This is a genomic window from Alkaliphilus oremlandii OhILAs (genome assembly GCF_000018325.1).
Taxonomy (GTDB): domain Bacteria; phylum Bacillota; class Clostridia; order Peptostreptococcales; family Natronincolaceae; genus Alkaliphilus_B; species Alkaliphilus_B oremlandii.
This window is the reverse complement of the sequence record NC_009922.1, coordinates 1,054,856-1,078,752: the sequence shown is the minus strand read 5'-3', so window position 1 is coordinate 1,078,752 and position 23,897 is coordinate 1,054,856. Positions and strand designations below refer to the sequence as shown.

Below are 23,897 nucleotides of genomic sequence, written 5' to 3'. Positions count from 1 at the left end.
TCCTATAAAACTTCACTTAATTTCTTTATTTCTTCATCACTTTTTCGTTGAATCATCCATATATAAGCCAATTCAAAGGCAGAAAATAATCCTAAGGATAGAATCACCAGTGAAATCAATTTGAGTACACTTACGGCGTTGGGTGCAATAAAAAAGCTCCCCATTAAAGACCAGATACCAAAAATGGAACTGATCAGCGCCACTGCAATCACTAAAGTAAAGTATAGGACAATCTGTTTCCTTGCAGAAAGGCAAAGCTCTTTCACACTGGCTCCCAACATCAATAGAGTGGAATATCGATGCCTTGTGGTCCTTTGCTGCATTAGAAATTTTAAGCCTAAAACTGTATTGGCAATAATCAGGAACATTAAGCCCAAATAAATGGTTGTATAGCTTCCTGCAACTACGTAAAATAACTGTCTGCCCATACTGGCAAGGTAGCTCTCATAGTGTAGCCCAGTGGGATTTAAAAGCTGATCCATTTTATTGATGGACTGCATCAGACCTTCTTCTTTAATAAAGTCATCCTCTAAAATCATATTCCAGCGATCAGTTCTTCCTTCCCGCTCAACCACTTCGTTAAATAAAGCATCGGGTACAATCAGTCCGTACATGATGGTAATGGATCGATCTGCAACCAAGTTGGTCGTATATAACTTTTTTGTAAGTTCATAGGTCTCTTCATTTACGGTAACACTGGGCTTCTCTTTTAAAATCTTACGAAGCAGCTCATGGTTATAGGGAAATCGACTACTAGAGTACATGGCCATCTGATTTTCCTCTAAAAGGACGGGCTCTTTGCCAATGGACTGTAATATATGGTTATAGCTGCTTACGGATATCAAATAAGGACTGTCATCATAAGATAAATCTCTCATTAAATTTTCTTTTTCCACAGAGTCCTTCTCTTTAGAAGCTTGCTCCACTACAGCTGCCCAAGAAAAGGTATTGGTTTCACCTTCAGAGTGATATAGATTTCCCATTTTCATAGGGAAATAACTTTCTATATAAGGTTTCATCTCATCAGATTCTAAAACAGAAATAATTTCTTTTTCTTCTCCTTCAAAAGTAAAGTCAACACTCCGCTCTCCTTCGCCATGAATACTAGTAATTGTAGCAATACCATAGGCAAAGCTCATCATGGACATTAAAATCAATAGAGAGGATATAGCAATGGAGCTTGAATTGTGAAGGACATTTTCTTGAATCTGCCTTGCTGTAAAGGTATATAACCCCGTGGATGTATGGCTTTTTCTTCGGATCACTCTGCTAATGAAGCTGGATACACCTTTAAAGAATAGGAAGGTTCCCATAATCCCTGTTAAAAGGATTGCTGCCACCACTGAGAAATCTATGCCACGCAGGAATCGAATACCTAAACCATAGGCAACTAGGATGAGTATGGTACCCAAAATCAAATGGACCCATCCTTTTTTACTGGAAACAATACTTTGCACTTCTTCCTTTTCATCATGGATTAAATCGTAAGGTTCTTTTTTGCTAATGCTCATGCTCAGAATCATCATGGCACCCAGCTGTACGATTAAAAATCCTAATAGAGTCAGACCTAAACCGATCCACGAAATACGAAAATTATATCCGATGATGCCCATGCCAATGATTCTCGATGTAACTAAGCTGATAATCTGTGTTAAAAATATAGAAATAGGAATTCCAATGGCTAAAGAAATGAAACTGTTCCATAAAGTTTCTCCCAGAATCATGGCAAATAGCTTGCTTCTCTTCATTCCCATCATAAGATACATTCCAAACTCCTTACTTCGGAGCTGTAGTTGATATCTGTTTGCAAAATAAACGAGGAAGAATACAAAGAATATGGACACAGTATAAAGCAATGGGATCAGTGCCATTAATTTTCCCACAGCTTGGCTTTCTATGGTTTTTAAGTACATCATAACATCCTGATCCCCCAAAGAGAGGATCACATAGAAAGCAACGATGGAGATTATTAGAGAAAGAAAATAAATACCGTTTTCCTTCCTAGTCTTGCTGCTGTTTCTCTTGATAAAATCAAAGAACATTGGCACTGCCTCCCCCTAGTTGTGCCATAACAGTTAGAATCCGCTCATAGAATGATGTCTTTGTTTCTACTGGAACTCTTCTTCTAAGTTCATGGAAAATAACACCGTCCTGTATAAAAAGAATTCTTGAACAATAACTTGCTGCATTTGCATCATGGGTCACCATTAAAATCGTCGCTTCATCAACTAAATTTGCATAGGAAAGCTTGTCCATTAAGCTCTTTGCATTCTTCGAATCCAGTGAACCCGTCGGTTCATCTGCTAAAACGATACTAGGGCTGGAAATGAGTGCCCTTGCACCAACAACTCTCTGTTTTTGTCCCCCTGACATTTGGGAAGGAAATTTATCCAATATGTTTTCGATATCAAAATCTTTCGCTAGTTTTTTAAACTTTGCCTCTTCCTTTCTAAGATCTTTTCCAAGGATCGATAGGGGCAATAAAATATTTTCTCTTCCCGTTAGATTATCTAGCAGTTGAAATTCTTGAAACAAATAACCGATGTTCTGCCCTCTATGCTGAGCCAGTTCGTCTCCTTTGAAGGATAAAATATTATTCCCTTTCAGTAATATTTGTCCTGAGGTTGGTTTAATCATTGTGGCGATACAGTTTAAAAGCGTAGTTTTTCCGGAGCCACTGGACCCCATGATTCCTAAAAATTCCCCCGGCAGAACATCGAAGGTAATCCCCTTTAAAGCCTGTGTTTCGCTCTGCCCTTTTCCATAGGTTTTATATACCTTCTGTACCTGAAGCAATTTGTCTAAAATATTCATTGAAAGCCCTCCTTATTGCACTTTGTAAAAGCGACTGACACCATCTGGTCATCTACTTTTTTATACTTATACTATATATGCAGAGGGTCTTTATGAACACTTACAGTTGGTGTAAGGTTTTATCTCCTTCATATTGCGCCTTAGGGCTTTCGCTTTCTTCCAACTGGAATTTACACAGTGCAAATCGTATCTCTGTATAAGTTATTTCATCTGGTAGACTGTCCTTCATCTCTTTCAGCTTTGCTCCTCTTTTTTTCCTATAGGTATGGATGATGAGGGCTTCTATTTCTTCCGATATAAAATCTCTATAGTTAATTTCATAGCCCAGCCTTGCACAATTTTCAATGTGGGATTCTACAGTAGTTTCCTTCAATTCTCTAGCTTTTGCAATCTCCGGAATGCTTTTTCCTTCCCGATACATTCGATAGCTGATCTCTCGCGTAGGCTCCTTGGGCTGTTTCTCTACATTTTCCTTATCAGAACGATCAATTTCAGTATCTTGATCTGTCTTTTCTGACTTTAGCTCTTGAAGGTTTAGATTGTTTTTCTCCACATAATTTTGGATGGCTTCTGCAAAAGGCGCACTGTATTTTTCTGCCTTTACCTCTCCTACACCCTTTATTTGGAGAAATTCCACTTTTGTCTGTGGAAATTGAACGCACATTTCCTTTAAGGTTGCATCGGAAAATACGACGAAAGGTGGTAATCTCAACTGATCTGCAATTCCTTTTCTTAAAGCCCTGAGCTCCTCAAAGAGATTTCTATTGTATTCAGTATGGGTATTCGTTGTTTCTGCAAATTTTCGTTTTTCAGACAATACCTTTCTTATTGTAACCTGCTGTTTCCCCTTTAAAACCATGGCACCATCAGGAGATATACTAAGAACAGGGTATTGATCTCTGCTTACATGAATATAGCCCTCTGCTATCATATAGGAAATAATCTCTCGTAAAAAATCTTTACTGCAATCCTTCATAATGCCATATGTACTTAGCTTGTGAAAATTTAAAGATCTTATTCTCTGACCATTGCTGCCCCTTAGCACATCGATTACAAGATTACTGCCAAATTTTCCACCCATTCGATAGATGCAGGATAATATTTTCTGTGCCTCTATGGTGATATCTCTACTTTCTATTTCATTGAGACAATTGCCACAGTTATTACATTCTTCCCTGTCGTAATCAGAATCAAAGTAATTGATCAGATATTTTCTCAAACATTTATCTGTGTTGCAATAGCTGATCATATCCTGCAGCTTGTCGTATTCCTTGGTCCTTCCTATACCATCTGTAGTACCGTTGTCGATTAAAAAATTATTCATTACAATATCTTGAGGACTGAACAGCAAAATACACTCCGAAGGCTCGCCGTCACGCCCAGCTCTTCCAGCCTCTTGATAGTAGGCTTCTATATTTTGTGGCATATTGTAGTGAATTACATATCTAATATCTAGTTTGTCGATGCCCATGCCAAAGGCATTGGTCGCTACCATAATTTCAGCATTATCAAAAAGAAAATCATCTTGGTTTTTGCTTCTTTGTACATCTCCTAATCCAGCATGGTACTGAATGGCATTGAAGCCAGCACGAACAAGCTCGGAGCATACCTGCTCTGTTAGCTTTCTTGTCAAGCAATAGATAATGCCAGCTTTCCCCTTATGCTCACTTACATATTTCAAAATATATGAGAGCTTCTCTTTTACCCTTACAACTTCAAATTTTAGATTTTCCCGGTCGAATCCAGTGGTGATTTCATACGGACCTTCAAGACCGATTAAATCGATGATATCTTCTTTAACTTCCGATGTTGCTGTGGCAGTGAATGCCGCAAGTACAGGATGATCTTCCGATAAACTTCTTAGATTTTTAATGCGAAGATAGCTCGGTCTAAAATCGTGTCCCCACCGTGATACGCAATGGGCTTCATCTACAGCAACCATAGAAATTTTAATACTTCTTATGAGCTCCGTGAAGCCTTCCGATTCCAATCTTTCAGGCGCCACATAGAGAAGCTTATATTCCCCTCTTTTGGCTTCTTCGAATATTCTCTGACTCTCTGAAAAAGCAAGTGAACTATTAATAAAAGCTGCTGGTATGCCCATTTGCTGTAATGTATCTACTTGATCCTTCATCAGAGAAATAAGAGGTGAAACAACGATTGCCGTACCATCCATGATCATAGCAGGTATTTGATAGCACAGGGACTTACCGCCACCTGTAGGCATTATTGTTAGAACATCTCTTCCAGATAAAATATGATCTATAATTTCATCCTGCCCGTCTCTAAAATTATCATACCCATAATATTTTTTTAAAACTTCAATGGCTTTATTCAAGTTGCCCCCACCTTTCAATCTTTTATCAGTTAAATTCTGTATCGCTCTGCATATGGCTCACTTTTATTACCTCAATTATATCATTCCAAGTATATCTGTCCATGTTTGAATTTAGTCCTCTAAAATTGGCGAATTAAAAGAGATTGATCCTTATATGTGTCAATATAATAAAAAATAACCGCACTGCTTTCACAGTACGGTTATTTTTTATTTGGTGGAGGCGAGGGGAATCGAACCCCTGTCCGAAGGCCCTTTACCACCAGCTTCTACGAGCGTAGTTGTTGTTTTAGATCTCGTCTCCTCTACCCTCCAACAACAGAGTGTAGATTCAACCAGCCTTAATTATTCATCTTTAAGGTCAAGGCACCCCTCAAGACGTTCCCTGCATAGATGACGTTTCTATCCTAACGGCAGGAGGTTAGGGAGAAACGAGCTGCACTTAGGCAGCTAAAGCGTAATTATCGTTTGCGTTTATCTTTAATGCTCAGTTTTTGACGTGCTCCCAAGCAAAACACGGCTCGCTACTAATGACTCCAAACCCCCGTCGAAACCAGTACGCCCCCATGATTATATGAAGAAAAATCTATTGTTTCTCTCTTTGGCGCAGCTCTTTGTCTATTCGACGTGCAGCATCTTTCTTCGCTATGTCCTGGCGTTTGTCATAAATCTTTTTACCAACACCGATCCCTAGCTCAACCTTAATCAATCCATCCTTTAAATAAAAACTTAAGGGGATGAGGGTATATCCTTTTTGCTGAACATATCCAATCAGCTTTCTTATTTCACTCTTATGAAGCAAAAGTTTTCTTACTCTTAAAGGATCTTTGTTGAAAATATTTCCCTGTTCATAAGGGCTAATATGAACATTGTAAAGGAAAACCTCACTGTTTTCAACCCGTGCATAGCCATCTTTAATATTTAATTTTCCTTGTCTAATAGACTTTACTTCCGTTCCTACTAAAACAATTCCTGTTTCAAAGGTTTCTTCAATAAAGTAATCATGTCGTGCTTTTTTATTGGTTGCTATTAGCTTTGTTCCTTTACTGGCCATGCTTTTCACCCTTTATATAGTTCTTCGCTCAATAAGTGTTACTGATTTATCTTATCATAAATATTGGGTTTCGTCAATTCCTTGTAAGTGCTGTTTATGTAATTATATGGGAGTAATCGGGGAATTCCCGATTACTCTGCCAATACAAAATCAATTTCTTTTTGTGCGATATCTACTCTACTCACCTTTATTTTAATGGTATCTCCCATTCGATAAATCTTTTTCTTTCTTTCTCCTAGCAGTAGGTGATGCTCACTATCATAGATATAATAATCATCTACCAAGGAGCTTAACCTTATTAATCCTTCAATTGTATTATCCAGTTCTACGAACATACCGAAGGAAGTAACGCCTGAAATAATACCCTCGTACTCTTCTCCAATTTTATCTGCCATATATTCTGCTTTTTTCAGATCAACAGTTTCTCTTTCCGCCTCGTCTGCAACTCTCTCTCTTGTAGAGGACTGATCTGCTATGATTGGAACCTTAGCGTTGAGTTCCTCTAATCTCTTGCCAACGAGCTTTCCATGAAGAGATTCTTTGATGATACGATGGATCTCTAAGTCTGGATATCTTCTGATTGGCGATGTGAAATGGCAATAGTACTGAGCTGCTAAACCAAAGTGACCTAAGTTATGACCCGCATATCTAGCTTTTTTAAGGGATCGCAGCATCAATGTATTGATCAGTCTTTCTTCTTTAGTCCCTTCCAATTTCTTTAATAGTTCTTGAAGACTCTTCGGATGAATCTCTGTGTTTAATCCCTTTAAATGATAGCCAAAGTTATGGATAAACTTATTAAACTCCTCCAGCTTTTCTAAACTAGGGTCTTCATGAACACGGTAAACGAAAGGTACATTCTGCCAATAGAAATACTCTGCCACCGTTTCATTACAAACCAACATAAATTCTTCTATAATTCGATTGGCGATGCGTCTTTCATATTTCTTAACATCGATTGGCTTTCCTTTGTCATCTAGGATTACTTTCGCCTCTGGGAAGTCAAAGTCGATTGCCCCCCTATTTTCTCGATGTTTTCTTAATATTAAAGATAGTTTTTCCATATTTTTGAACATCTCTAGGAAATCTGCATACTTTTCTTTTAGCTTTTCATCGTCTTTTTCCAATATATCAGAAACATCTTCATAGACCATTCTTTCATTGATGTTGATCAAGCCTTCTACAATCTCATGATTCACAACTCTACCTCTATGATCAATTTCCATAAATACAGACAATGTCAACCGATCTACCTTTGGATTCAAACTACAGATCCCATTGGATAGCTTACGAGGCAGCATAGGAATTACCCGGTCTACTAAGTACACACTGGTGCCTCGCTCTAAAGCTTCTTTATCCAAAGGCGTTCCTTCTCGTACATAATGGGTGACGTCTGCAATATGCACACCCAACTTATAATTTCCGTTGGATAGCTGCTCTATGGATACAGCATCGTCCAAGTCTTTTGCATCGGCACCATCTATAGTGACCATTTGGATGGAACGCAAATCCACTCTATGTTTCTTTTCCTCTTCTAAAACTTCGTCGGCGATGTTACCAACCTGCATATCGACTTCTTCTGGAAAATCTGGGTTCAGCTTATATTTTTTCATGACAGATAAGATGTCCGTACCAACGTCGTTTTTATGTCCAATGATCTCCGTAATTCTTCCCTCTGGATTTCTTCTAGCTTCAGGCCACTTGGTAATTTCGCAAACAACCTTATCGCCTTCCTTTGCTCCATTGGTCTCATTCTTAGAAATAAAAATATCTGCGTTGATTCTAGGATCATCAGGAACAACGAATCCAAAGTTTCTGCTGTCTTCATACACACCGACTACCTCCGTATTGGCCCTAGAAAGTATTCGGATGACCTCTCCTTCAGATTTGCGAGTTTCGCTATTTACTGTGTTGATTCTAGCAATGACTCGATCGTTATTCATTGCGCCATTCATAAAGTTGGCAGGTATAAAAACATCTGGAACCTCTGGTCGATCGGAAATTACGAAACCATATCCTCTATGATGTCCTTGCAGCTTCCCTAAAATTAATCCCATTCGCTCCGGTGTTCCAAAGCGTTTTTTTCGAGTTTTAATAATTAGACCTTCCTTAACCATATCCTCCAATAATTTAGAGAAATCCTCTCTTTGCTTTCTTTCTATGTCGAAAACATCCATCAATTCTTCTTCTAGCATTGGATTATAAGCTGTTTCATACATAAATTCTAACAATTTTTCTTTTACTGACAAACTTATCCCTCCCTTTCTAAATAATATTATCCCCCATTTATAAATAATATATTACCACTCTGTTTACAATCGCATTGAATAGATGGAGCAGGGGTACACCAATGAAAAACTTCTTTTTATTAATTTTGTGTTTGAATATAATCATACCCATCATTACGCCAGATGAACCGCCTAATAGTGAAATTGTCATCAATGTTAATTCTTGAATTCTCCACTGTTCTTTTTTGGCTTTATATTTATCCAATCCCATCAGTATGAATCCAATTAAATTGATTAAAACTAAGTATGTAAAAAATAATTGCTCTCCTCTAGAATATGAAAAAAAGATTTTACTGACCATATGCATTCTCCTTATCGTATTAGATACCCACCCAACATTCTACAACACATTATTTTGTATTCTCTATTAAGAAAAAGACTCTCAATCTTTTTAGATCAAGAGCCTTTCTCTAATGATTCATTTATTTAAAACAATTTCATTAATATTCCTTCACCAAATTTGATGAATAATGGTGCAAATACTACAGAAACAATTGTCATCAATTTAATTAATATATTGATAGATGGTCCAGAAGTATCTTTGAATGGATCTCCTACGGTATCTCCAACAACTGCAGCTTTATGAGGTTCGCTTCCTTTTCCACCGTGATGACCTTCCTCGATGTATTTTTTAGCGTTATCCCAAGCACCACCTGCATTTGCCATCATAATTGCCATCAACACACCGGATACCAATGCTCCAGCTAATAAACCACCAACCGCACTTGAACCTAATAGAATTCCTGTTACAATTGGTGCTAGTACAGAGATTACCCCTGGAACAATCATTTCTTTTAAAGCAGCAGCCGTACTAATATCAACACATCTTGCATAGTCTGGCTTCGCTTTACCTTCCATAATACCAGGAATTTCCTTGAACTGTCTTCTTACTTCTTCAATCATTTGGAATGCTGCTTTTCCAACAGCTTCCATAGTCATGGCAGAGAATACAAATGGAAGCATACCACCAATTAGCATACCTGCAATTACGGAAGGTTCCATGATGTTGATTCCTGCTAAACCAACTGCTTCTGTATAAGTTGCAAATAATGCTAAAGCTGTTAATGCAGCTGAACCAATTGCAAATCCTTTACCCATAGCAGCAGTTGTGTTTCCAACAGCATCTAGCTTGTCTGTGATTGCTCTTACTTCCTTAGGAAGTTCACACATTTCTGCAATACCACCAGCGTTGTCAGAAATTGGACCGTATGCATCTACTGCGATTGTAATACCTGCTGTTGCAAGCATTCCTACTGCTGATAATGCAATACCGTATAGTCCTGCAACACCGAAGGAAATTAAGATTCCTGCTGAAATTAATAAAATAGGTGCACCTGTTGATGCCATACCTACAGCTAATCCACTAATAATTGTTGTAGCTGGTCCTGTTTCAGATTGCTTTGCAATCTTTTTAACGTATCCATAATCTCCAGAAGTATAAACCTCTGTAATTTGTCCAATTAATGTACCTACAATTAAACCTGTTACGATTGCTAAGAATCCTTTTAAATCCCCTAATAAGCTCTTACTTAAGAAGAAAGAACCTGCAATTGTAACTGTTGCTGCAACATAAGTACCAACTTTTAATGCTTTTGCTGGGTCAGAGTTATCGTCAGCCTTAACAAAAAAAGTACCTATAATAGAAGAAATGATTCCGATTGCTGAAATAGTCAATGCAAATACTGCTCCATTTTTTCCATAAGCAAGTAAACCTAAAGCAATAGCAGAAACGATAGATCCTACGTAGGACTCAAATAAGTCCGCTCCCATACCAGCAACGTCCCCTACGTTATCTCCTACGTTATCCGCAATTACTGCCGGGTTTCTCGGATCATCTTCTGGAATTCCAGCTTCAACCTTACCTACAAGATCCGCGCCAACGTCTGCAGCCTTTGTATAGATACCGCCACCTACACGGGCAAATAACGCAATAGAAGAAGCTCCTAAAGAAAATCCTGTAATAATTCTAGCAGCTTCAGTTGTATCAAATGTTCTAGAGAAAACTAGATATAATGTTCCGATTCCTAGAATTCCTAATCCTACAACTGTCATTCCCATTACAGCACCACCAGAGAAGGCAACACTTAATGCTTTGTTCATTCCACCTTCTTTAGCGCCATTGGCTGTTCTTACGTTTGCCTTTGTAGCAACTTGCATCCCAATGAATCCTGCTAGAGCTGAGAAAAGTGCTCCAACCAAGAATGAAATTGCTGTTGGCCAATCAATACCTATAGCTATTACGCCAAATAAAACAACAACGAAAATCAATAATGTTTTGTACTCTCTCGTTAAGAAAGCCATAGAACCTTCATGAATGTAAGAAGCAATCTCCTTCATTCTTTCGTTTCCAGGAGCTACTTTATTGATTCTACCTACAAGGATAAAAGAAAAAACAAGTGCTATAACTCCTGCAACTGGTGCTAATATCAAAAAGTCCATTGATGATAATCCTCCTTCTATTCAGTTTTCTTTTGTTTTTATTTTTTATTGAATTGCAACAAGTGCAATAGCAAAAATAATAAACAGAACAGCTGTTGCCTTTGTTACTTTGCTCATTAGTGCGTCATAACCCCTGCTTTGTTTTGCCATCATTTGCGCTCCAGTGCCGCCAAATGTGCTGGAGAGTCCTTCGCTTTTAGCTGGTTGTAACATTACACTCCCTATCAGTACAAGACAAGATATTGCTTGAAGTATCATTAAAAATGTTCTCAAAACCCACACCTCCTATTTTCTAGTTAACATTCATATTGTAACATAGCAAATTGTTAAAATCAATTAAAAATATTCATTCTACTTCATTGTCCTTTAAATATATTACTCTCCTGCATCAACTTTTCAAAGAGCGTTCGCATCCATATTCTCCAGACAATCATAAGAACCAATAATATAATAAAGCGCCAAAAGCTTTTATTATATTATTGGTTTTATTTGCTAATGCTATTCTATTTATAAGTTATAGAATACATCTTCGCCTAAGTATTTTGCTGTAAAGCCAAGCATATCCTCTATTCTCAATAGTTGATTGTATTTTGCAACACGGTCCGTACGGGCTGGTGCACCGGTCTTAATTTGACCTGCATTTACAGCTACTGCCACGTCTGCAATTGTAGAATCTTCACTTTCTCCAGAACGATGAGAAATAACAGCAGTATATCCCGCTCTTTTTGCCATTTCAATGGCATCCAATGTTTCTGTAATCGTTCCAATTTGATTTAGCTTAATCAGTATGGAATTGGCTGTACCCTGTTTAATCCCTTTTTCTAACCGTTCCGTATTCGTTACGAATAGATCATCCCCAACGATTTGAATTTTTTTACCTAGTCTTTCCGTCATCAACTTCCAGCCATCCCAATCCTCTTCGCTCAATCCATCCTCAATAGAGATAATTGGATATTTATTGATCAATTCCTCATAGAAATCTACCATTTCGGCGGCAGTTTTTACAACGCCTTCACCAGACAATCGATATAGTTTTTCTGTTTCATCGTATAACTCTGTAGCGGCTACGTCTAAGGCAAGCTTCACATCGACACCTGGTGTATATCCTGTTTTTTCTATGGCTTCAACAATGACTTGTAGTGCTTCTTCATTAGAACCTAGATTCGGTGCAAATCCACCTTCATCACCAACACCAGTTCCCAGTCCTTTTTCTTTTAAAACTGATTTTAAATTATGGTATATTTCAACACACATTCTTAAACCGCTTGAAAAATTTGCTGCACCGACTGGCATGATCATAAATTCTTGAATGTCCACATTATTATCAGCATGGGCACCACCATTTAATATGTTCATCATTGGTACTGGTAGCTGTTTTGCATTGACGCCACCTAGGTATTGGTATAGAGGTAGTCCTAATGCTTCTGCTGCAGCTTTTGCCACAGCCATTGATACTCCTAAAATTGCATTGGCACCCAGCTTACTTTTGTTTGGTGTTCCATCTAGCTCTATCATCATTTCATCAATGACTACTTGTTCCACTGCATCTAAACCAATTATTTCTGGGGCAATAATTTGATTTACATTTTCTACTGCTTTTTGCACACCTTTCCCCAAATATCTTCCTTTATCGCCGTCTCTAAGTTCTACGGCTTCAAAAGCACCTGTAGAAGCACCTGATGGAACGATGGTTCTACCGATTGCGCCACTTTCTAAATAAACCTCAACCTCAATGGTAGGGTTTCCTCTTGAATCCAGCACTTCTCTTGCATAAACATCTCTAATGATTGACATAATTGTAAATCTCCCTTCTATTTATATATCAAAGTGTTTCCTTCCATTTCACTTGGTTTTTCTAAACCTAGGATGTCCAATAGGGTCGGTGCAATATCTGCAAGGCGACCGCCTTCTCTTAACTTGATGTCTCCCTGTCCAATAACAATCAAAGGCACAGGATTCGTTGTATGAGCCGTTATGGCCGTACCATTTTCTTCGTTGATCATATCCTCTGAATTGCCATGATCCGATGTAATGATGGCACTTCCACCTTTCGATACAAGCTTATTGACCACGGTGGCAAGGCATGTATCTACGGTCTCTAAAGCTTTTACAACTGCATCTAACTTTCCTGTATGACCGACCATATCTGGATTGGCATAATTGACAATGATCAGATCGTATTGATCCTCATCAATTTTTTCTATCAATTGATTCGTTAGCTCGTAAGCACTCATTTCTGGTTGCAAGTCATAGGTCGCTACCTGTGGAGAAGGAATCAGCAGTCGCTGTTCATTGACATTTGGTACCTCGATGCCGCCGTTAAAAAAGAATGTAACATGGGCATATTTTTCCGTTTCTGCGATTCGAAGCTGATTTAATCCTTTTTTGCTGATATATTCCCCCAACGTATTTCTTAAGAGATGGGGCTCATAGGCGACTTTTACATTCTGAATGGCATTATCGTATACTGTCATAGTAACATAATCCAGTGGAAAATAGCCTTTTTCCCTTTCAAAGCCTTGGAAATCTTGATCTACCAATGCCCTGGTTATCTGTCTAGCACGGTCCGGCCTAAAGTTGAAGAATATGACGCCATCCTCTGCTTCAATTCTATCGGAATCTCCTTTTTCATTGGGTATTACAGTTGGCAAGACAAATTCGTCCATTTCATCACGATTATAGGCACTAACAACTGCATCCAATGGGTCTGACGCTACAAGCCCTTTTCCTAACACTAAAGCATCGTAAGCAAGTTTTACTCGCTCCCATCGTTTATCCCGATCCATTGCATAGTATCTTCCAGAGACCGTTGCAATTCTTCCAACTCCGATTTCATTAATTTTATCCTGTAAATCAGAAATATATTGCATTGCACTCTTTGGCGGCGTATCTCTTCCGTCTAAAAAACAGTGAATATAAACTTCTTCGAGGCCTTCCTGTTTAGCGATCTCTATTAATGCAAATAAATGTTCCATATGACTATGTACGCCACCGTCAGAAAGAAGCCCCATTAAATGCAGCTTCTTCCCTTTCTTTTTCACAGATGAAATAATCTCTAGAAATACAGGATTCTTATAAAAATTTCCTAGTTCAATTTCTCTCGTAATTCTGGTCAGCTCTTGGTAAACGACTCTACCTGCTCCAATATTGAGATGACCTACTTCCGAGTTTCCCATCTGTCCTGGGGGCAGCCCCACATCTAAGCCACTGGCAGCAATCTGTGTATTGGGATAGTTCTCTATATAGCTATTATAATTTGGGAGGTTTGCTGTTTTTATAGCATTTCCAAATTGATTTTCTCTGATTCCGAAGCCATCTAAAATAATTAGTGCAACAGGCTTTTTCATTTTAATCTTCCTTCCTAGAAATTGATGATTCCTAAAAACTCCTCTGCCTTTAGGCTTGCACCACCAACTAATGCACCATCAATATCCGTTTCATTCATAATCTCTGTAGCATTGGATGCTTTCACACTGCCACCGTACTGAATTCTAACTTCTTCTGAAATATCTACGCCATATTTTTCTTCTATCAAAGAGCGAATATAGGCGATTACCGTTTGTGCCTCTTCAGAGGATGCTGTTTTTCCTGTTCCAATCGCCCATATTGGCTCGTAGGCTAATACCACATTGTCCATGGCTTCAGCAGGAACGCCTTCAAAAGCCCCTAAAAGTTGTTTTTTAATCACATCGAAGGTTTGATTGGCTTCTCTTTCTTCTAAGCTTTCCCCAATGCATACAATCGGCTTCAAATTTTCTTTGATGGCTTTCTTCACTTTTTTATTCACAGTTTCATCTGTTTCATTGAAGTACTGTCTTCTTTCAGAATGTCCTAAGATTACATATTCTACGCCAATATCCTTCAACATATTCGCTGATATTTCTCCAGTATAAGCGCCATCTTCTTCCCAGTGCATATTTTGGGCTCCTAGCTTTAAATTGGTTCCTACTAATGCTTTCTGAACCTGGCTAAGAACAGTAAATGGACAGCATACAACAACCTCAACTTCAGTTTTATGTACTTCATCTTTTATTTGATTTACAAGGTCCAAAGCCTCTTTCGATACTTTATTCATCTTCCAATTTCCAGCAATAATCGGTTTTCGCACTTTCAACACCTCGTTTATTTATTTTCTAATACGTTGATCCCCGGTAGTATCTTTCCTTCTAAAAATTCTAAAGATGCTCCGCCACCTGTGGATATATGGGTCATTCTATCTGCAAAGCCCAATTGCTCCACTGCTGCAGCACTGTCTCCACCGCCGATGATTGTAATAGCGCCACTGTTTGCCAAAGCCTTCGCTACTTCCTTTGTTCCTTTTGCAAATGCAGGCATTTCAAATACACCCATCGGTCCATTCCAAATTACAGTCTTCGCTTCTTTGATCTTTTCAGAAAATAGAGCGATGGTCTTATCACCAATATCTAATCCCATGGTTTCTGCTGGCATACTGCTACTGTTTACAGTCCAGTGCTGCGCCTCTGCTGCAAATTCTTTTGCAACAACTGTATCTACAGGAAGTAACAGCTCAATATTTTTCTCTTTTGCCTTTTTTATCAAGTCAGCAGCTAAGCTTACTTTATCCTCTTCCAGCAGAGATTTTCCTACTTCAAAACCTTGTGCCTTAATAAAGGTATAAGCCATACCACCACCAATAATCAATGCATCGACTTTTTCCATTAAGTTTTCAATCACACCAATTTTATCAGAAACTTTAGCACCACCTAAGATAGCAACAAATGGTCTTTCAGGCGATTCTAATGCCTTCCCCATAAACCCTACTTCTTTTTCAATTAAATACCCCATAGCGGAAGGTAAAAATGAAGCAACACCAGCAGTGGATGAATGTGCTCTATGGGCTGTTCCAAAGGCATCATTTACATATAGATCTGCAAGGGATGCTAATTCCTTTGAAAATGCATCTTCGTTTTTTTCTTCTTCTTTTCTATATCGAACGTTTTGAAGTAATAAAACTTCACCTTCTTTTAATTCGCTGGCTAATTTTTGTGTAGACTCTCCAACGACCCTATCATCATCAGAAAACTTTACTTCTCTTCCAATTAATTCTGAAATTCTTTTCGATACAGGCTCTAATGAATACTTAGGATTCGGTTCTCCATTGGGTCTTCCTAAATGAGACATCAATATAACAGAACCCCCATTTTCTAGAATATATTCTACAGTTGGCATAGCGGCTCTGATTCTAATATCATCTGTGATTTTACCTTCCTTATCCATAGGAACATTAAAATCACATCTGACTAACACCTTTTTACCTTTCATTTCTAAATCTTTCAATGTTTTTTTTCTAAGCATTTACGCCCATACCTCCTTGGAATCAAGCAATTAATTAGTATATACTAATTAATTCAATAGTATATGTTATTTCATCTATATGTTATCACATTTTTTTATAAAATTAAATCCTTGAATACAATATTTGTTATTATTTTATTCCCTTTTCTACGATATAACTTACTAGGTCTACAACTCTTGTTGAATATCCCCATTCATTATCATACCAAGCAACGACTTTTATCATATTTCCTTCCATGGTCATGGTGCTTAATCCGTCTACAATACTAGAGTGAGGGTCCTGCTTGTAATCGATAGAAACCAATGGCAGGTCTGAATAATCTAAAATTCCCTTTAAACTTCCCTTTGCAGCCGCTTCAAAAATTCGATTGATTTCCTCTTTGTCTGTGGACTTTTCCAGCTCTAACACTAAATCTACTACAGATACTGTAGGCGTCGGCACTCTCATGGCTAAACCGCTTAATTTACCTTTTAGTTGTGGTAGAACCAATGCAACAGCTTCGGCTGCTCCCGTAGTGGTGGGTATGATGGATTCCCCTGCCGCTCTTGCTCTTCTTAGGTCACTATGTGGCAGGTCTAAGATTCTCTGATCATTTGTATACGCGTGGATTGTCGTCATCAAACCTCTTTTAATTGTAAAATTTTCATCCAATAGCTTCGCTACTGGTGCAATACAATTCGTTGTACAAGACGCATTAGAAATTACATTATGATTAGCTGCATCATAATCCTCCTCATTTACACCCATAACAATGGTAATATCTTCGTCCTTTGCAGGGGAAGTAATCAATACTTTTTTAGCACCAGCGTTCATATGTTTGCTCACATCTTTTTTGCTTCTGAAGATTCCTGTAGACTCGATGACTAAATCTACACCAAGCTCACCCCAAGGTAATCTTTCTGGATCTTTTTCTGCAAAGATCTTAATCTCTTTTCCATTCACGATGATAGAATCCGCCGTGCTTTCAACTTCTCCGTTAAACTTTCCGAATAAACTGTCGTACTTTAATAAATGAGCCAATGTTTTAGGATCTGTTAAATCATTGATGGCAACAATATCCCATGTCGTATCTTGACTCATTGCAACTTTGAATACATTTCTACCAATTCTTCCAAATCCATTAATCGCTACCTTAGTTTTCATAATAAAACCCTCCTAATTTAATTGTAATAGTTCTTTTGCCGCTGCTTCATCAATGACCAATATCATTGACTTTCTCAAGCTACAAATTGCGCCTATGGCCTCTGCCTTATCCTTACCCCCAGCAACACCGATTACTTCTTTAATCTTGTGAAAATCTTCCAGCTTGATTCCCATAGAATTTGTTTCATACACAATATCCCCATGCTGATTAAAGTAATAACCGAATGCTTCTGACACTGCTTTGCTCTCTTCTAATTTTTCTATAATTTCTTTTGAAAATTCCCTGCGGTTTGCCATGGTATCAGCTCTTCCAATACCAAATATCAGTAAATCTACAGATTTTATGTTTTCAATGACTTCTTTAATCTCTTTGTCTTTTAATAGGATCTCCATGGTTTGGCTACTCAACGTGTCTGATGCATGCAATAATTCGTAATTGCCATTGAGCTTACTTGCCATCTTTGCTGCGATGGTATTGGCCTGAATCTCCACTTGCTTTCCAAGTCCACCTCGAGCGGGATATACTGTAATATTCTGCTTTTTGGTATGCTGCGTCAATTCTTCAGCAACGGCAGCCATGGTGTTTCCTCCAGTAATACCGATTTTAGTATTTTCAGTGATCGAACTTTCGATAAGCTTGGCTGTGGCTTTTCCTATATTTTTTAATATCCCATCCTCTTCAACATTTCCTGGTACAATGATCACTTTCTTTATCTGTAATTTTCTTTGCAATTCCTCTTCGATTCGATCCATTCCATCAATGGAGTACATCACTTCCGTTAGGTCCTGTAATAATTCTTTCCCTTCTTCTGTGATCTTCATACCCACTGCATTTATTTCTACCAACCCTAGCTCTTTCAGTAAATCCACTTCGGCTCTTACAATTCTCTCACCCATGGACAATTTAATAGCTAGATTTCTTCGCCCAATTGGCCCTAGAGCATCTATATTTTTAAGGATGTTATAGCGTTTTTCTAGTATTGGAAAAATCTCAGGTACAATTTTCCTTTGCAGGTCAATCATGGTGTTCATGAAGTCCCCCCTCTCATTCGGGATAATTAATGTCCCTCTTAGACTTATTATGTCCCTATTTGATTTTATTATATACCAATCTTTGGATTTCATCAACTATTCTTAAAAATTTTTTATTGAATATTGAGCAATTATATTAAAGGCTATGGCTGTGCATATTTTTATCAATTATAAAACTTATTTTTTAACAAAATAAAAAACCTAAAATAGAATAGCCTATGCTCATAGGCCATCGTACCTTAGGTTTTCCTAAAATAATCATTTTTAATATCTTTTTCTTTTAGAAGAGGACAATATCCCCATCTCATCTCTATATTTTGCAACGGTTCTCCTAGAAATACTGATTCCTTTTCTTTCTAATTCACTCACAATTTTATCGTCACTGAGGGGCTTCTTCGGATCCTCCACTTTAATGATATCTCTGATAAAGCTTTTGATGCTCTCGGAAGAAATTCCCATTCCTTCGTCACTTTCAACGCCTCCGGTGAAGAAAAACTTTAGTTCAAAGGTACCGTGTGGTGTTTCCATATATTTTCCGTTTGTAGCTCTACTGACAGTGGATTCATGAACGCTAATTTCTTCTGCCACCTCTTTTAAGGTCATTGGCACTAAGAATTTCTTTCCTTTTTCAAAAAATCCCTTTTGCTTTTCTACAATAACTTCCGCTACCTTGTAAATCGTTTGCTTTCTTTGTTCAATGCTCCGTATAAGCCAGGCAGCAGAGTTGAATTGGTTATTTAAAAATTTAGCAACTTCCGAATTTTCATCCTCAGAAATGATCATCGTTCTATAATCCTCTCTGATCTTTAAACGAGGCTCGTCAAAATCATTGGTCAATAAAATATATTCTTCATCCAGCTTTTTAACGGTAATGTCTGGTGTAATATATCGATTCAAATTCGATTCAAACATTCGACCAGGTTTCGGCTCCAAGGTTTTGATAAAATCGCAATATCCTTGAAGCTGTTCAATGGTGACACCAAGTTTCTTGGCTAAAAGAGGATACTTATTGGCAGCAATTTCAGGTAAATATTCTTTTATTAATTGATAAATTTTCTCATCTTTCACATCTAAAAATCGCAATTGTAATAATAGGCACTCTTCTATGGTTCTTGCTCCTACTCCTGGAGGATCGAAGCTTTGAATTATTTGTAAAATACTTTCCACAATATTTTCTTCTTCATTAAAATGTTCGGTTACATCCTTAATGGTCACTGTTAAATAGCCTCTATCATCGATACTATTGATTAAATATTCCCCTATTTCAAAGTATTTTCTATCTAGTAAGGTCAAGCTATACTGAAATAACAAATATTCTTGTAACGATGATTTATTGGAGATGATATTTTCATAATTGAACTCATTGTCTTCATTCTGATAATTACTTTTTGTATAGGAATAGTTGTTAAAATCTTCGATATATTCCTTCCAGTTGATCTCTTTTATTTTATCTTCTATTTTTGAGTCCCATAGTTCATTATGTTCCTTCTCTGCATCATTCTCCAATACAGGATTTTTTTCTAACTGCTCAGCAATAAATTCCTCCAGCTCTAAAGAGTTGAACTGCAAAATTTGTATTGCTTGTTGTAATTGAGGAGTCATAATTAATTTTTGAGATTGTTCTAACTGCAAATTAAATCCCATTTTCATATTGATCACCCTTCTTAAAACATCTTAGAACATTCGTATGATTTCAAATTTAATTCAACTTATCAAAGACTACACTCTTATTATACCATTTCCTTTCCCATTTGAAAAAGTATTTTTTGCATTTTCTATTTTTGGCATATAATTTGCATTTTAAAATTTTCACTGTTCAAAATAATAGAGGTAATGAAAAAGCTTTTTCATTACCTCTATTTTAAATATTTTGTTATCTTTGCCCTTTATCGTAAGACTTTCCTGCAGCTTTCGGTCCAACAGACTGTCTACTGAAGATTACCAGTGCCACAATGGTTAATAGATACGGTAGTGCAAAGAAAAATTCGTTTGGCAATTTTTTTAGCATGGAGAAGCTATTGGAATAAATACTGAATATTTTAGAGAACCCAAAGAATAGTCCAGCTCCAAGGATTCCCATTGGCTTCCATCTACCGAATACTAAAGCAGCTAAGGCTATAAACCCTGTTCCACTAATACTTACAACAGTATACTGTGTATCCTGTGTTAGAACTAGAATGCCACCGCCAAGACCTGCTAGGGCACCGGATATGATAACGCCAATATATCTCATTTTACGAACACTGACTCCCATACTATCCACTGCATGAGGGTTCTCCCCTGCTGCTCTCAACCTTAATCCAAACGGTGTCTTATATACCAGATACCACCCAGCAAGGATTAATATAAATGCAACATATACGGTAGGATAGATATTTTTAAAGAAGATATCACCAATTACTGGAATATCACTTAAAACTGGATAGGTAGTTTTTCTAAAACTACCTGTAAAGTTCGGTGTTCTTTGTTGTCCAAAAAGTATTTGTGCCAAATAAATCGTAGCACCTGTTGCTAATAGGTTAATTGCAGTACCGGATATGATCTGGTCCGCATTTAAATCGATACTTAAATATGCATGGATGATGGAAACCAACGCACCAACCACGGTCCCTACAAGAAGAGCGATCCAAGGAGCTAAGGATGTTGATTTCTCTAAATAAACCAAGGCTGTTGCCGCTCCAAATCCACCAAACATCATCAATCCATCGAGAGCGATATTAACGACACCACTTCGCTCTGAAAATAAGCCGCCGAGAGAAGCAATCATGATTGGTGTTGAAAAAATAAGTGTTAGAACTAGCATTGAATAAACTGTATCCATTATTTTTCAACCTCCTTTATCTTGATTCTCTCCAGAAGTAGCTTGATTCCATTTCTCATGGCAATGAAAACTACAATAGAAGATATAATGATAATCGCAATATCACGAGGAATTCGATTGACCTGCATGATTGGTTGCGCTGCTTTTAATGCACCAAATAAAAGTGCACCGAGAACCGTACCAGAGCCTGTACTATTTCCAACTAAGGCAACGGCTAGTCCTTCAAATCCATAGTTTTCAAAGCTGGCTAAAATACGTCCATAACCAAAGGTTCCAGCTACTAAAATCGCACCGGCCAACCCTGAAAATGCACCGGCGATAGTCATAGATAGCGCAGCATTTCGCTCAACCTTCATTCCTGCATATCTAGAGGCAAATGGGTTGAATCCAACGGATTTCAATTCATACCCAAAGGTTGTTTTTTCTATGATAAACCAAAAAGCAAGAACGGATAGTATTACAACGATAAATCCATAATGTAATCTTGAGCCACTGGTTAAACGAGATAGAAAATCACTCTTTAAAAGACTTTCTGTGGGAAAATCCACAGTACGTGTATTGGTACTGCCTGGGAGCTGTTTTAAGAAATAGTTGGTGGAATATAACCCAACGTAGTTTAGCATAATCGTAACAACAACTTCACTTACGTTAAATTTAGCTTTGAGCACACCTGGGATGAAACCCCAAATAGCACCGCCTATCATACCTGCCACCATCACTGTAGGTACCAATAAAAAGCTAGGCAAATCAAACATTAAGGCTGCATAAGTTGCAAAGAAAGAACCTACCAATACTTGTCCTTCGCCTCCGATGTTAAAAAGACCTGTTCTAAAAGCAAAAGCAGAAGATAATCCAGTTAATACCAACGGCATTACTGTCACTAAATATTCCCCAACGTATCTCGCGTTGAAAACCTTTTTACTCGTTCCAATATTGTTGACATCCACACCACTTACAGCTCTAATAATAGAAATAAATAAATCCTTTGGATTTAATCCTGTCAGAACCATAATAATGGAGCCAAATAAAAATCCAGATAAAATAGCAATGATTGGAATAAGAAAATTATGATTTTTTTTATTTGCTAAAAACCTCTTAAAGTTACTCATCGGAAATAGTATCTCCTTTCTTAGAACCGGCCATCATTAAACCTAACTCGTTCTCATTTGTCTCACTAGCCTTTACGGTGCCTACAATTTCTCCTTCGTAAATAACAGCGATTCGATCGGACAGGTTCAGCACCTCTTCCATCTCCAAAGAAACCAAGAGAATTGCTCTTCCTTTATCCCTTTCCTGAACCAAACGATTGTGAATATATTCTATGGCGCCAACGTCCAGTCCCCTTGTAGGCTGTGCTGCAATTAATAACTCTGGAGAACGTTCTATTTCCCTAGCAATAATTGCTTTCTGTTGATTTCCGCCAGACATACCTCTAGCATCGGATAAGCTCCCTTGTCCACTACGCACGTCAAATTCTCTAATCAATCGGTCAGAGAAGGCTCTGATCTCTTTAAAGTTCAATATACCTTTTTTAGAAAAAGGTTCTTTGAAGTATGTTTGAAGAACCATATTTTCTTCAACCTTAAAATCTAATACAAGCCCATACTTTTGGCGGTCCTCAGGTATATGACCGATTCCCTTCAAGGTTCTATTTCTAGTGTTTTCATTTTCAATGGATTCTCCATTGAGTAGAATCGTTCCTTTTTCTATTTTTCTAAGTCCAGTCAGTGCTTCTATGAGCTCTGTTTGTCCATTGCCATCGATACCAGCAATACAGAGAATCTCTCCAGCACGTACCTTTAAACTTAAATTTTTTACGGCTTCTAGATTACGATTATCCTTCACCGTTAGATCTTTTATCTCTAACACCACATCAGTTGGATTTGCTTCTTCCTTTTCAACTTCAAAACTTACTTCTCTACCAACCATCATTTCTGCCATTTTTTCTTCGCTTGTATCGGACACATTTACAGTGCCAATGTATTTTCCACGGCGAAGAACACTGCATTGATCCGCAACCTCTTTGATCTCTTTTAATTTATGTGTAATTAAAATGATCGTTTTTCCCTCTTTGATTAAGCCCTTCATTATTTTGATCAGCTCTCTAATCTCTTGAGGGGTTAATACAGCAGTGGGTTCATCAAAAATTAGAATATCTGCATTTCGATAAAGCATTTTTAAAATTTCAACTCTTTGCTGCATTCCTACAGATATGTCTTCGATTTTTGCATTTGGATCTACCTTTAAGCCATATTGTTCACTAATTTCTACTACTCTTTGAATGGCTTTTTTCATATCAATTCTACCAAAGGATTTTTTAGGCTCCATACCCAATATGATATTCTCGGCAACCGTAAAATTTTCAACCAGCTTAAAATGCTGATGAACCATACCAATACCGTAATCATTGGCAACATTTGGATTCGTTATTTTAACTTCTTCTCCATTTACTTTAATAATTCCCTCTTCCGGTTGATAAAGACCGAATAAAACACTCATCAGTGTGGATTTCCCCGCTCCATTTTCACCTAAAAGTGCATGAATTTGACCCTTTTCAACACGTAATGTAACATTGTCATTAGCCTTGATACCAGGAAACTTTTTCGTTATCCCTAACATTTCAATAGCATATGCCATAACCCTTCTCCTATCTT

General features: G+C 37.6%; 18 protein-coding genes and 1 other RNA gene. All 19 read right to left on the bottom strand.

Annotation, left to right across the window (positions count from 1 at the left end):
* Window positions 1-2: 2 nt before the first annotated feature.
* Window positions 3-2,042: an ABC transporter permease gene (locus tag CLOS_RS05060; protein ID WP_012158840.1), complete on the bottom strand. Its 2,040-nt coding sequence runs from the start codon at window positions 2,040-2,042 to the stop codon at window positions 3-5.
* Window positions 2,032-2,814, bottom strand: coding sequence for an ABC transporter ATP-binding protein (locus CLOS_RS05055; protein WP_012158839.1), 783 nt, complete (start codon window positions 2,812-2,814; stop codon window positions 2,032-2,034). The genes CLOS_RS05060 and CLOS_RS05055 overlap by 11 nt, the downstream gene beginning before the upstream one ends.
* A gap of 100 nt (window positions 2,815-2,914) precedes the next feature.
* Window positions 2,915-5,152 (bottom strand): DNA helicase RecQ, encoded by a 2,238-nt coding sequence (gene recQ, locus CLOS_RS05050; RefSeq protein WP_012158838.1) that lies wholly within the window; start codon window positions 5,150-5,152, stop codon window positions 2,915-2,917.
* 212 nt (window positions 5,153-5,364) lie between these two features.
* Window positions 5,365-5,715, bottom strand: a transfer-messenger RNA (tmRNA) gene (gene ssrA, locus CLOS_RS15530).
* A gap of 20 nt (window positions 5,716-5,735) precedes the next feature.
* Window positions 5,736-6,203 carry an SsrA-binding protein SmpB gene (gene smpB / locus CLOS_RS05045; protein WP_012158837.1) on the bottom strand — a complete coding sequence of 156 codons (468 nt, stop codon included), beginning with the start codon at window positions 6,201-6,203 and terminating at the stop codon, window positions 5,736-5,738.
* Between the two features lie 131 nt (window positions 6,204-6,334).
* Window positions 6,335-8,452, bottom strand: coding sequence for a ribonuclease R (gene rnr, locus CLOS_RS05040; RefSeq protein WP_012158836.1), 2,118 nt, complete (start codon window positions 8,450-8,452; stop codon window positions 6,335-6,337).
* 37 nt (window positions 8,453-8,489) lie between these two features.
* Window positions 8,490-8,792, bottom strand: a complete 303-nt coding sequence (locus CLOS_RS05035) for a DUF1294 domain-containing protein (protein WP_012158835.1) — start codon at window positions 8,790-8,792, stop codon at window positions 8,490-8,492.
* 125 nt (window positions 8,793-8,917) lie between these two features.
* Window positions 8,918-10,930 (bottom strand): sodium-translocating pyrophosphatase, encoded by a 2,013-nt coding sequence (locus CLOS_RS05030; protein WP_012158834.1) that lies wholly within the window; start codon window positions 10,928-10,930, stop codon window positions 8,918-8,920.
* A 45-nt stretch (window positions 10,931-10,975) separates the two neighbouring features.
* On the bottom strand, window positions 10,976-11,212 hold the full coding sequence (gene secG, locus CLOS_RS05025) for a preprotein translocase subunit SecG (protein WP_012158833.1): 237 nt from the start codon (window positions 11,210-11,212) through the stop codon (window positions 10,976-10,978).
* Window positions 11,213-11,437: 225 nt separating this feature from the next.
* Window positions 11,438-12,724, bottom strand: coding sequence for a phosphopyruvate hydratase (eno, locus tag CLOS_RS05020; protein WP_012158832.1), 1,287 nt, complete (start codon window positions 12,722-12,724; stop codon window positions 11,438-11,440).
* Window positions 12,725-12,741: 17 nt separating this feature from the next.
* Complete coding sequence (gene gpmI, locus CLOS_RS05015) at window positions 12,742-14,277, bottom strand: 2,3-bisphosphoglycerate-independent phosphoglycerate mutase (protein WP_012158831.1); 1,536 nt, start codon at window positions 14,275-14,277, stop codon at window positions 12,742-12,744.
* 14 nt (window positions 14,278-14,291) lie between these two features.
* Entirely contained in the window at window positions 14,292-15,038 is a 747-nt protein-coding gene (gene tpiA, locus CLOS_RS05010) for a triose-phosphate isomerase (RefSeq protein ID WP_012158830.1), read from the bottom strand.
* A 14-nt stretch (window positions 15,039-15,052) separates the two neighbouring features.
* A complete protein-coding gene (locus tag CLOS_RS05005) occupies window positions 15,053-16,246 on the bottom strand; it encodes a phosphoglycerate kinase (protein ID WP_012158829.1) in 1,194 nt (397 codons plus the stop codon).
* Window positions 16,247-16,376: 130 nt separating this feature from the next.
* On the bottom strand, window positions 16,377-17,390 hold the full coding sequence (gene gap, locus CLOS_RS05000) for a type I glyceraldehyde-3-phosphate dehydrogenase (protein ID WP_012158828.1): 1,014 nt from the start codon (window positions 17,388-17,390) through the stop codon (window positions 16,377-16,379).
* A gap of 12 nt (window positions 17,391-17,402) precedes the next feature.
* Window positions 17,403-18,422 carry a sugar-binding transcriptional regulator gene (locus CLOS_RS04995; protein WP_012158827.1) on the bottom strand — a complete coding sequence of 340 codons (1,020 nt, stop codon included), beginning with the start codon at window positions 18,420-18,422 and terminating at the stop codon, window positions 17,403-17,405.
* 264 nt (window positions 18,423-18,686) lie between these two features.
* Window positions 18,687-20,072 carry an RNA polymerase factor sigma-54 gene (gene rpoN, locus CLOS_RS04990; protein WP_012158826.1) on the bottom strand — a complete coding sequence of 462 codons (1,386 nt, stop codon included), beginning with the start codon at window positions 20,070-20,072 and terminating at the stop codon, window positions 18,687-18,689.
* A 223-nt stretch (window positions 20,073-20,295) separates the two neighbouring features.
* Window positions 20,296-21,243 (bottom strand): ABC transporter permease, encoded by a 948-nt coding sequence (locus CLOS_RS04985; protein WP_012158825.1) that lies wholly within the window; start codon window positions 21,241-21,243, stop codon window positions 20,296-20,298.
* Window positions 21,243-22,352, bottom strand: coding sequence for an ABC transporter permease (locus tag CLOS_RS04980; RefSeq protein ID WP_012158824.1), 1,110 nt, complete (start codon window positions 22,350-22,352; stop codon window positions 21,243-21,245). Before CLOS_RS04980 ends, CLOS_RS04985 begins: the two co-directional genes overlap by 1 nt.
* On the bottom strand, window positions 22,345-23,880 hold the full coding sequence (locus CLOS_RS04975; protein WP_012158823.1) for an ABC transporter ATP-binding protein: 1,536 nt from the start codon (window positions 23,878-23,880) through the stop codon (window positions 22,345-22,347). Before CLOS_RS04975 ends, CLOS_RS04980 begins: the two co-directional genes overlap by 8 nt.
* Window positions 23,881-23,897: the final 17 nt, after the last annotated feature.

Excerpts from the sequence above, each read along its gene's own strand:
- CLOS_RS05035 (WP_012158835.1), bottom strand. The coding sequence starts at position 8,792 with ATGGTCAGTAAAATCTTTTTTTCATATTCTAGAGGAGAGCAATTATTT.
- CLOS_RS05005 (WP_012158829.1), bottom strand. The coding sequence starts at position 16,246 with ATGCTTAGAAAAAAAACATTGAAAGATTTAGAAATGAAAGGTAAAAAG.
- gap (WP_012158828.1), bottom strand. The coding sequence starts at position 17,390 with ATGAAAACTAAGGTAGCGATTAATGGATTTGGAAGAATTGGTAGAAAT.
- CLOS_RS05055 (WP_012158839.1), bottom strand. The coding sequence starts at position 2,814 with ATGAATATTTTAGACAAATTGCTTCAGGTACAGAAGGTATATAAAACC.
- CLOS_RS05060 (WP_012158840.1), bottom strand. The coding sequence starts at position 2,042 with ATGTTCTTTGATTTTATCAAGAGAAACAGCAGCAAGACTAGGAAGGAA.
- CLOS_RS04995 (WP_012158827.1), bottom strand. The coding sequence starts at position 18,422 with ATGAACACCATGATTGACCTGCAAAGGAAAATTGTACCTGAGATTTTT.
- gpmI (WP_012158831.1), bottom strand. The coding sequence starts at position 14,277 with ATGAAAAAGCCTGTTGCACTAATTATTTTAGATGGCTTCGGAATCAGA.
- CLOS_RS04975 (WP_012158823.1), bottom strand. The coding sequence starts at position 23,880 with ATGGCATATGCTATTGAAATGTTAGGGATAACGAAAAAGTTTCCTGGT.
- rpoN (WP_012158826.1), bottom strand. The coding sequence starts at position 20,072 with ATGAAAATGGGATTTAATTTGCAGTTAGAACAATCTCAAAAATTAATT.
- CLOS_RS04985 (WP_012158825.1), bottom strand. The coding sequence starts at position 21,243 with ATGGATACAGTTTATTCAATGCTAGTTCTAACACTTATTTTTTCAACA.
- smpB (WP_012158837.1), bottom strand. The coding sequence starts at position 6,203 with ATGGCCAGTAAAGGAACAAAGCTAATAGCAACCAATAAAAAAGCACGA.
- CLOS_RS04980 (WP_012158824.1), bottom strand. The coding sequence starts at position 22,352 with ATGAGTAACTTTAAGAGGTTTTTAGCAAATAAAAAAAATCATAATTTT.
- eno (WP_012158832.1), bottom strand. The coding sequence starts at position 12,724 with ATGTCAATCATTAGAGATGTTTATGCAAGAGAAGTGCTGGATTCAAGA.
- CLOS_RS05030 (WP_012158834.1), bottom strand. The coding sequence starts at position 10,930 with ATGGACTTTTTGATATTAGCACCAGTTGCAGGAGTTATAGCACTTGTT.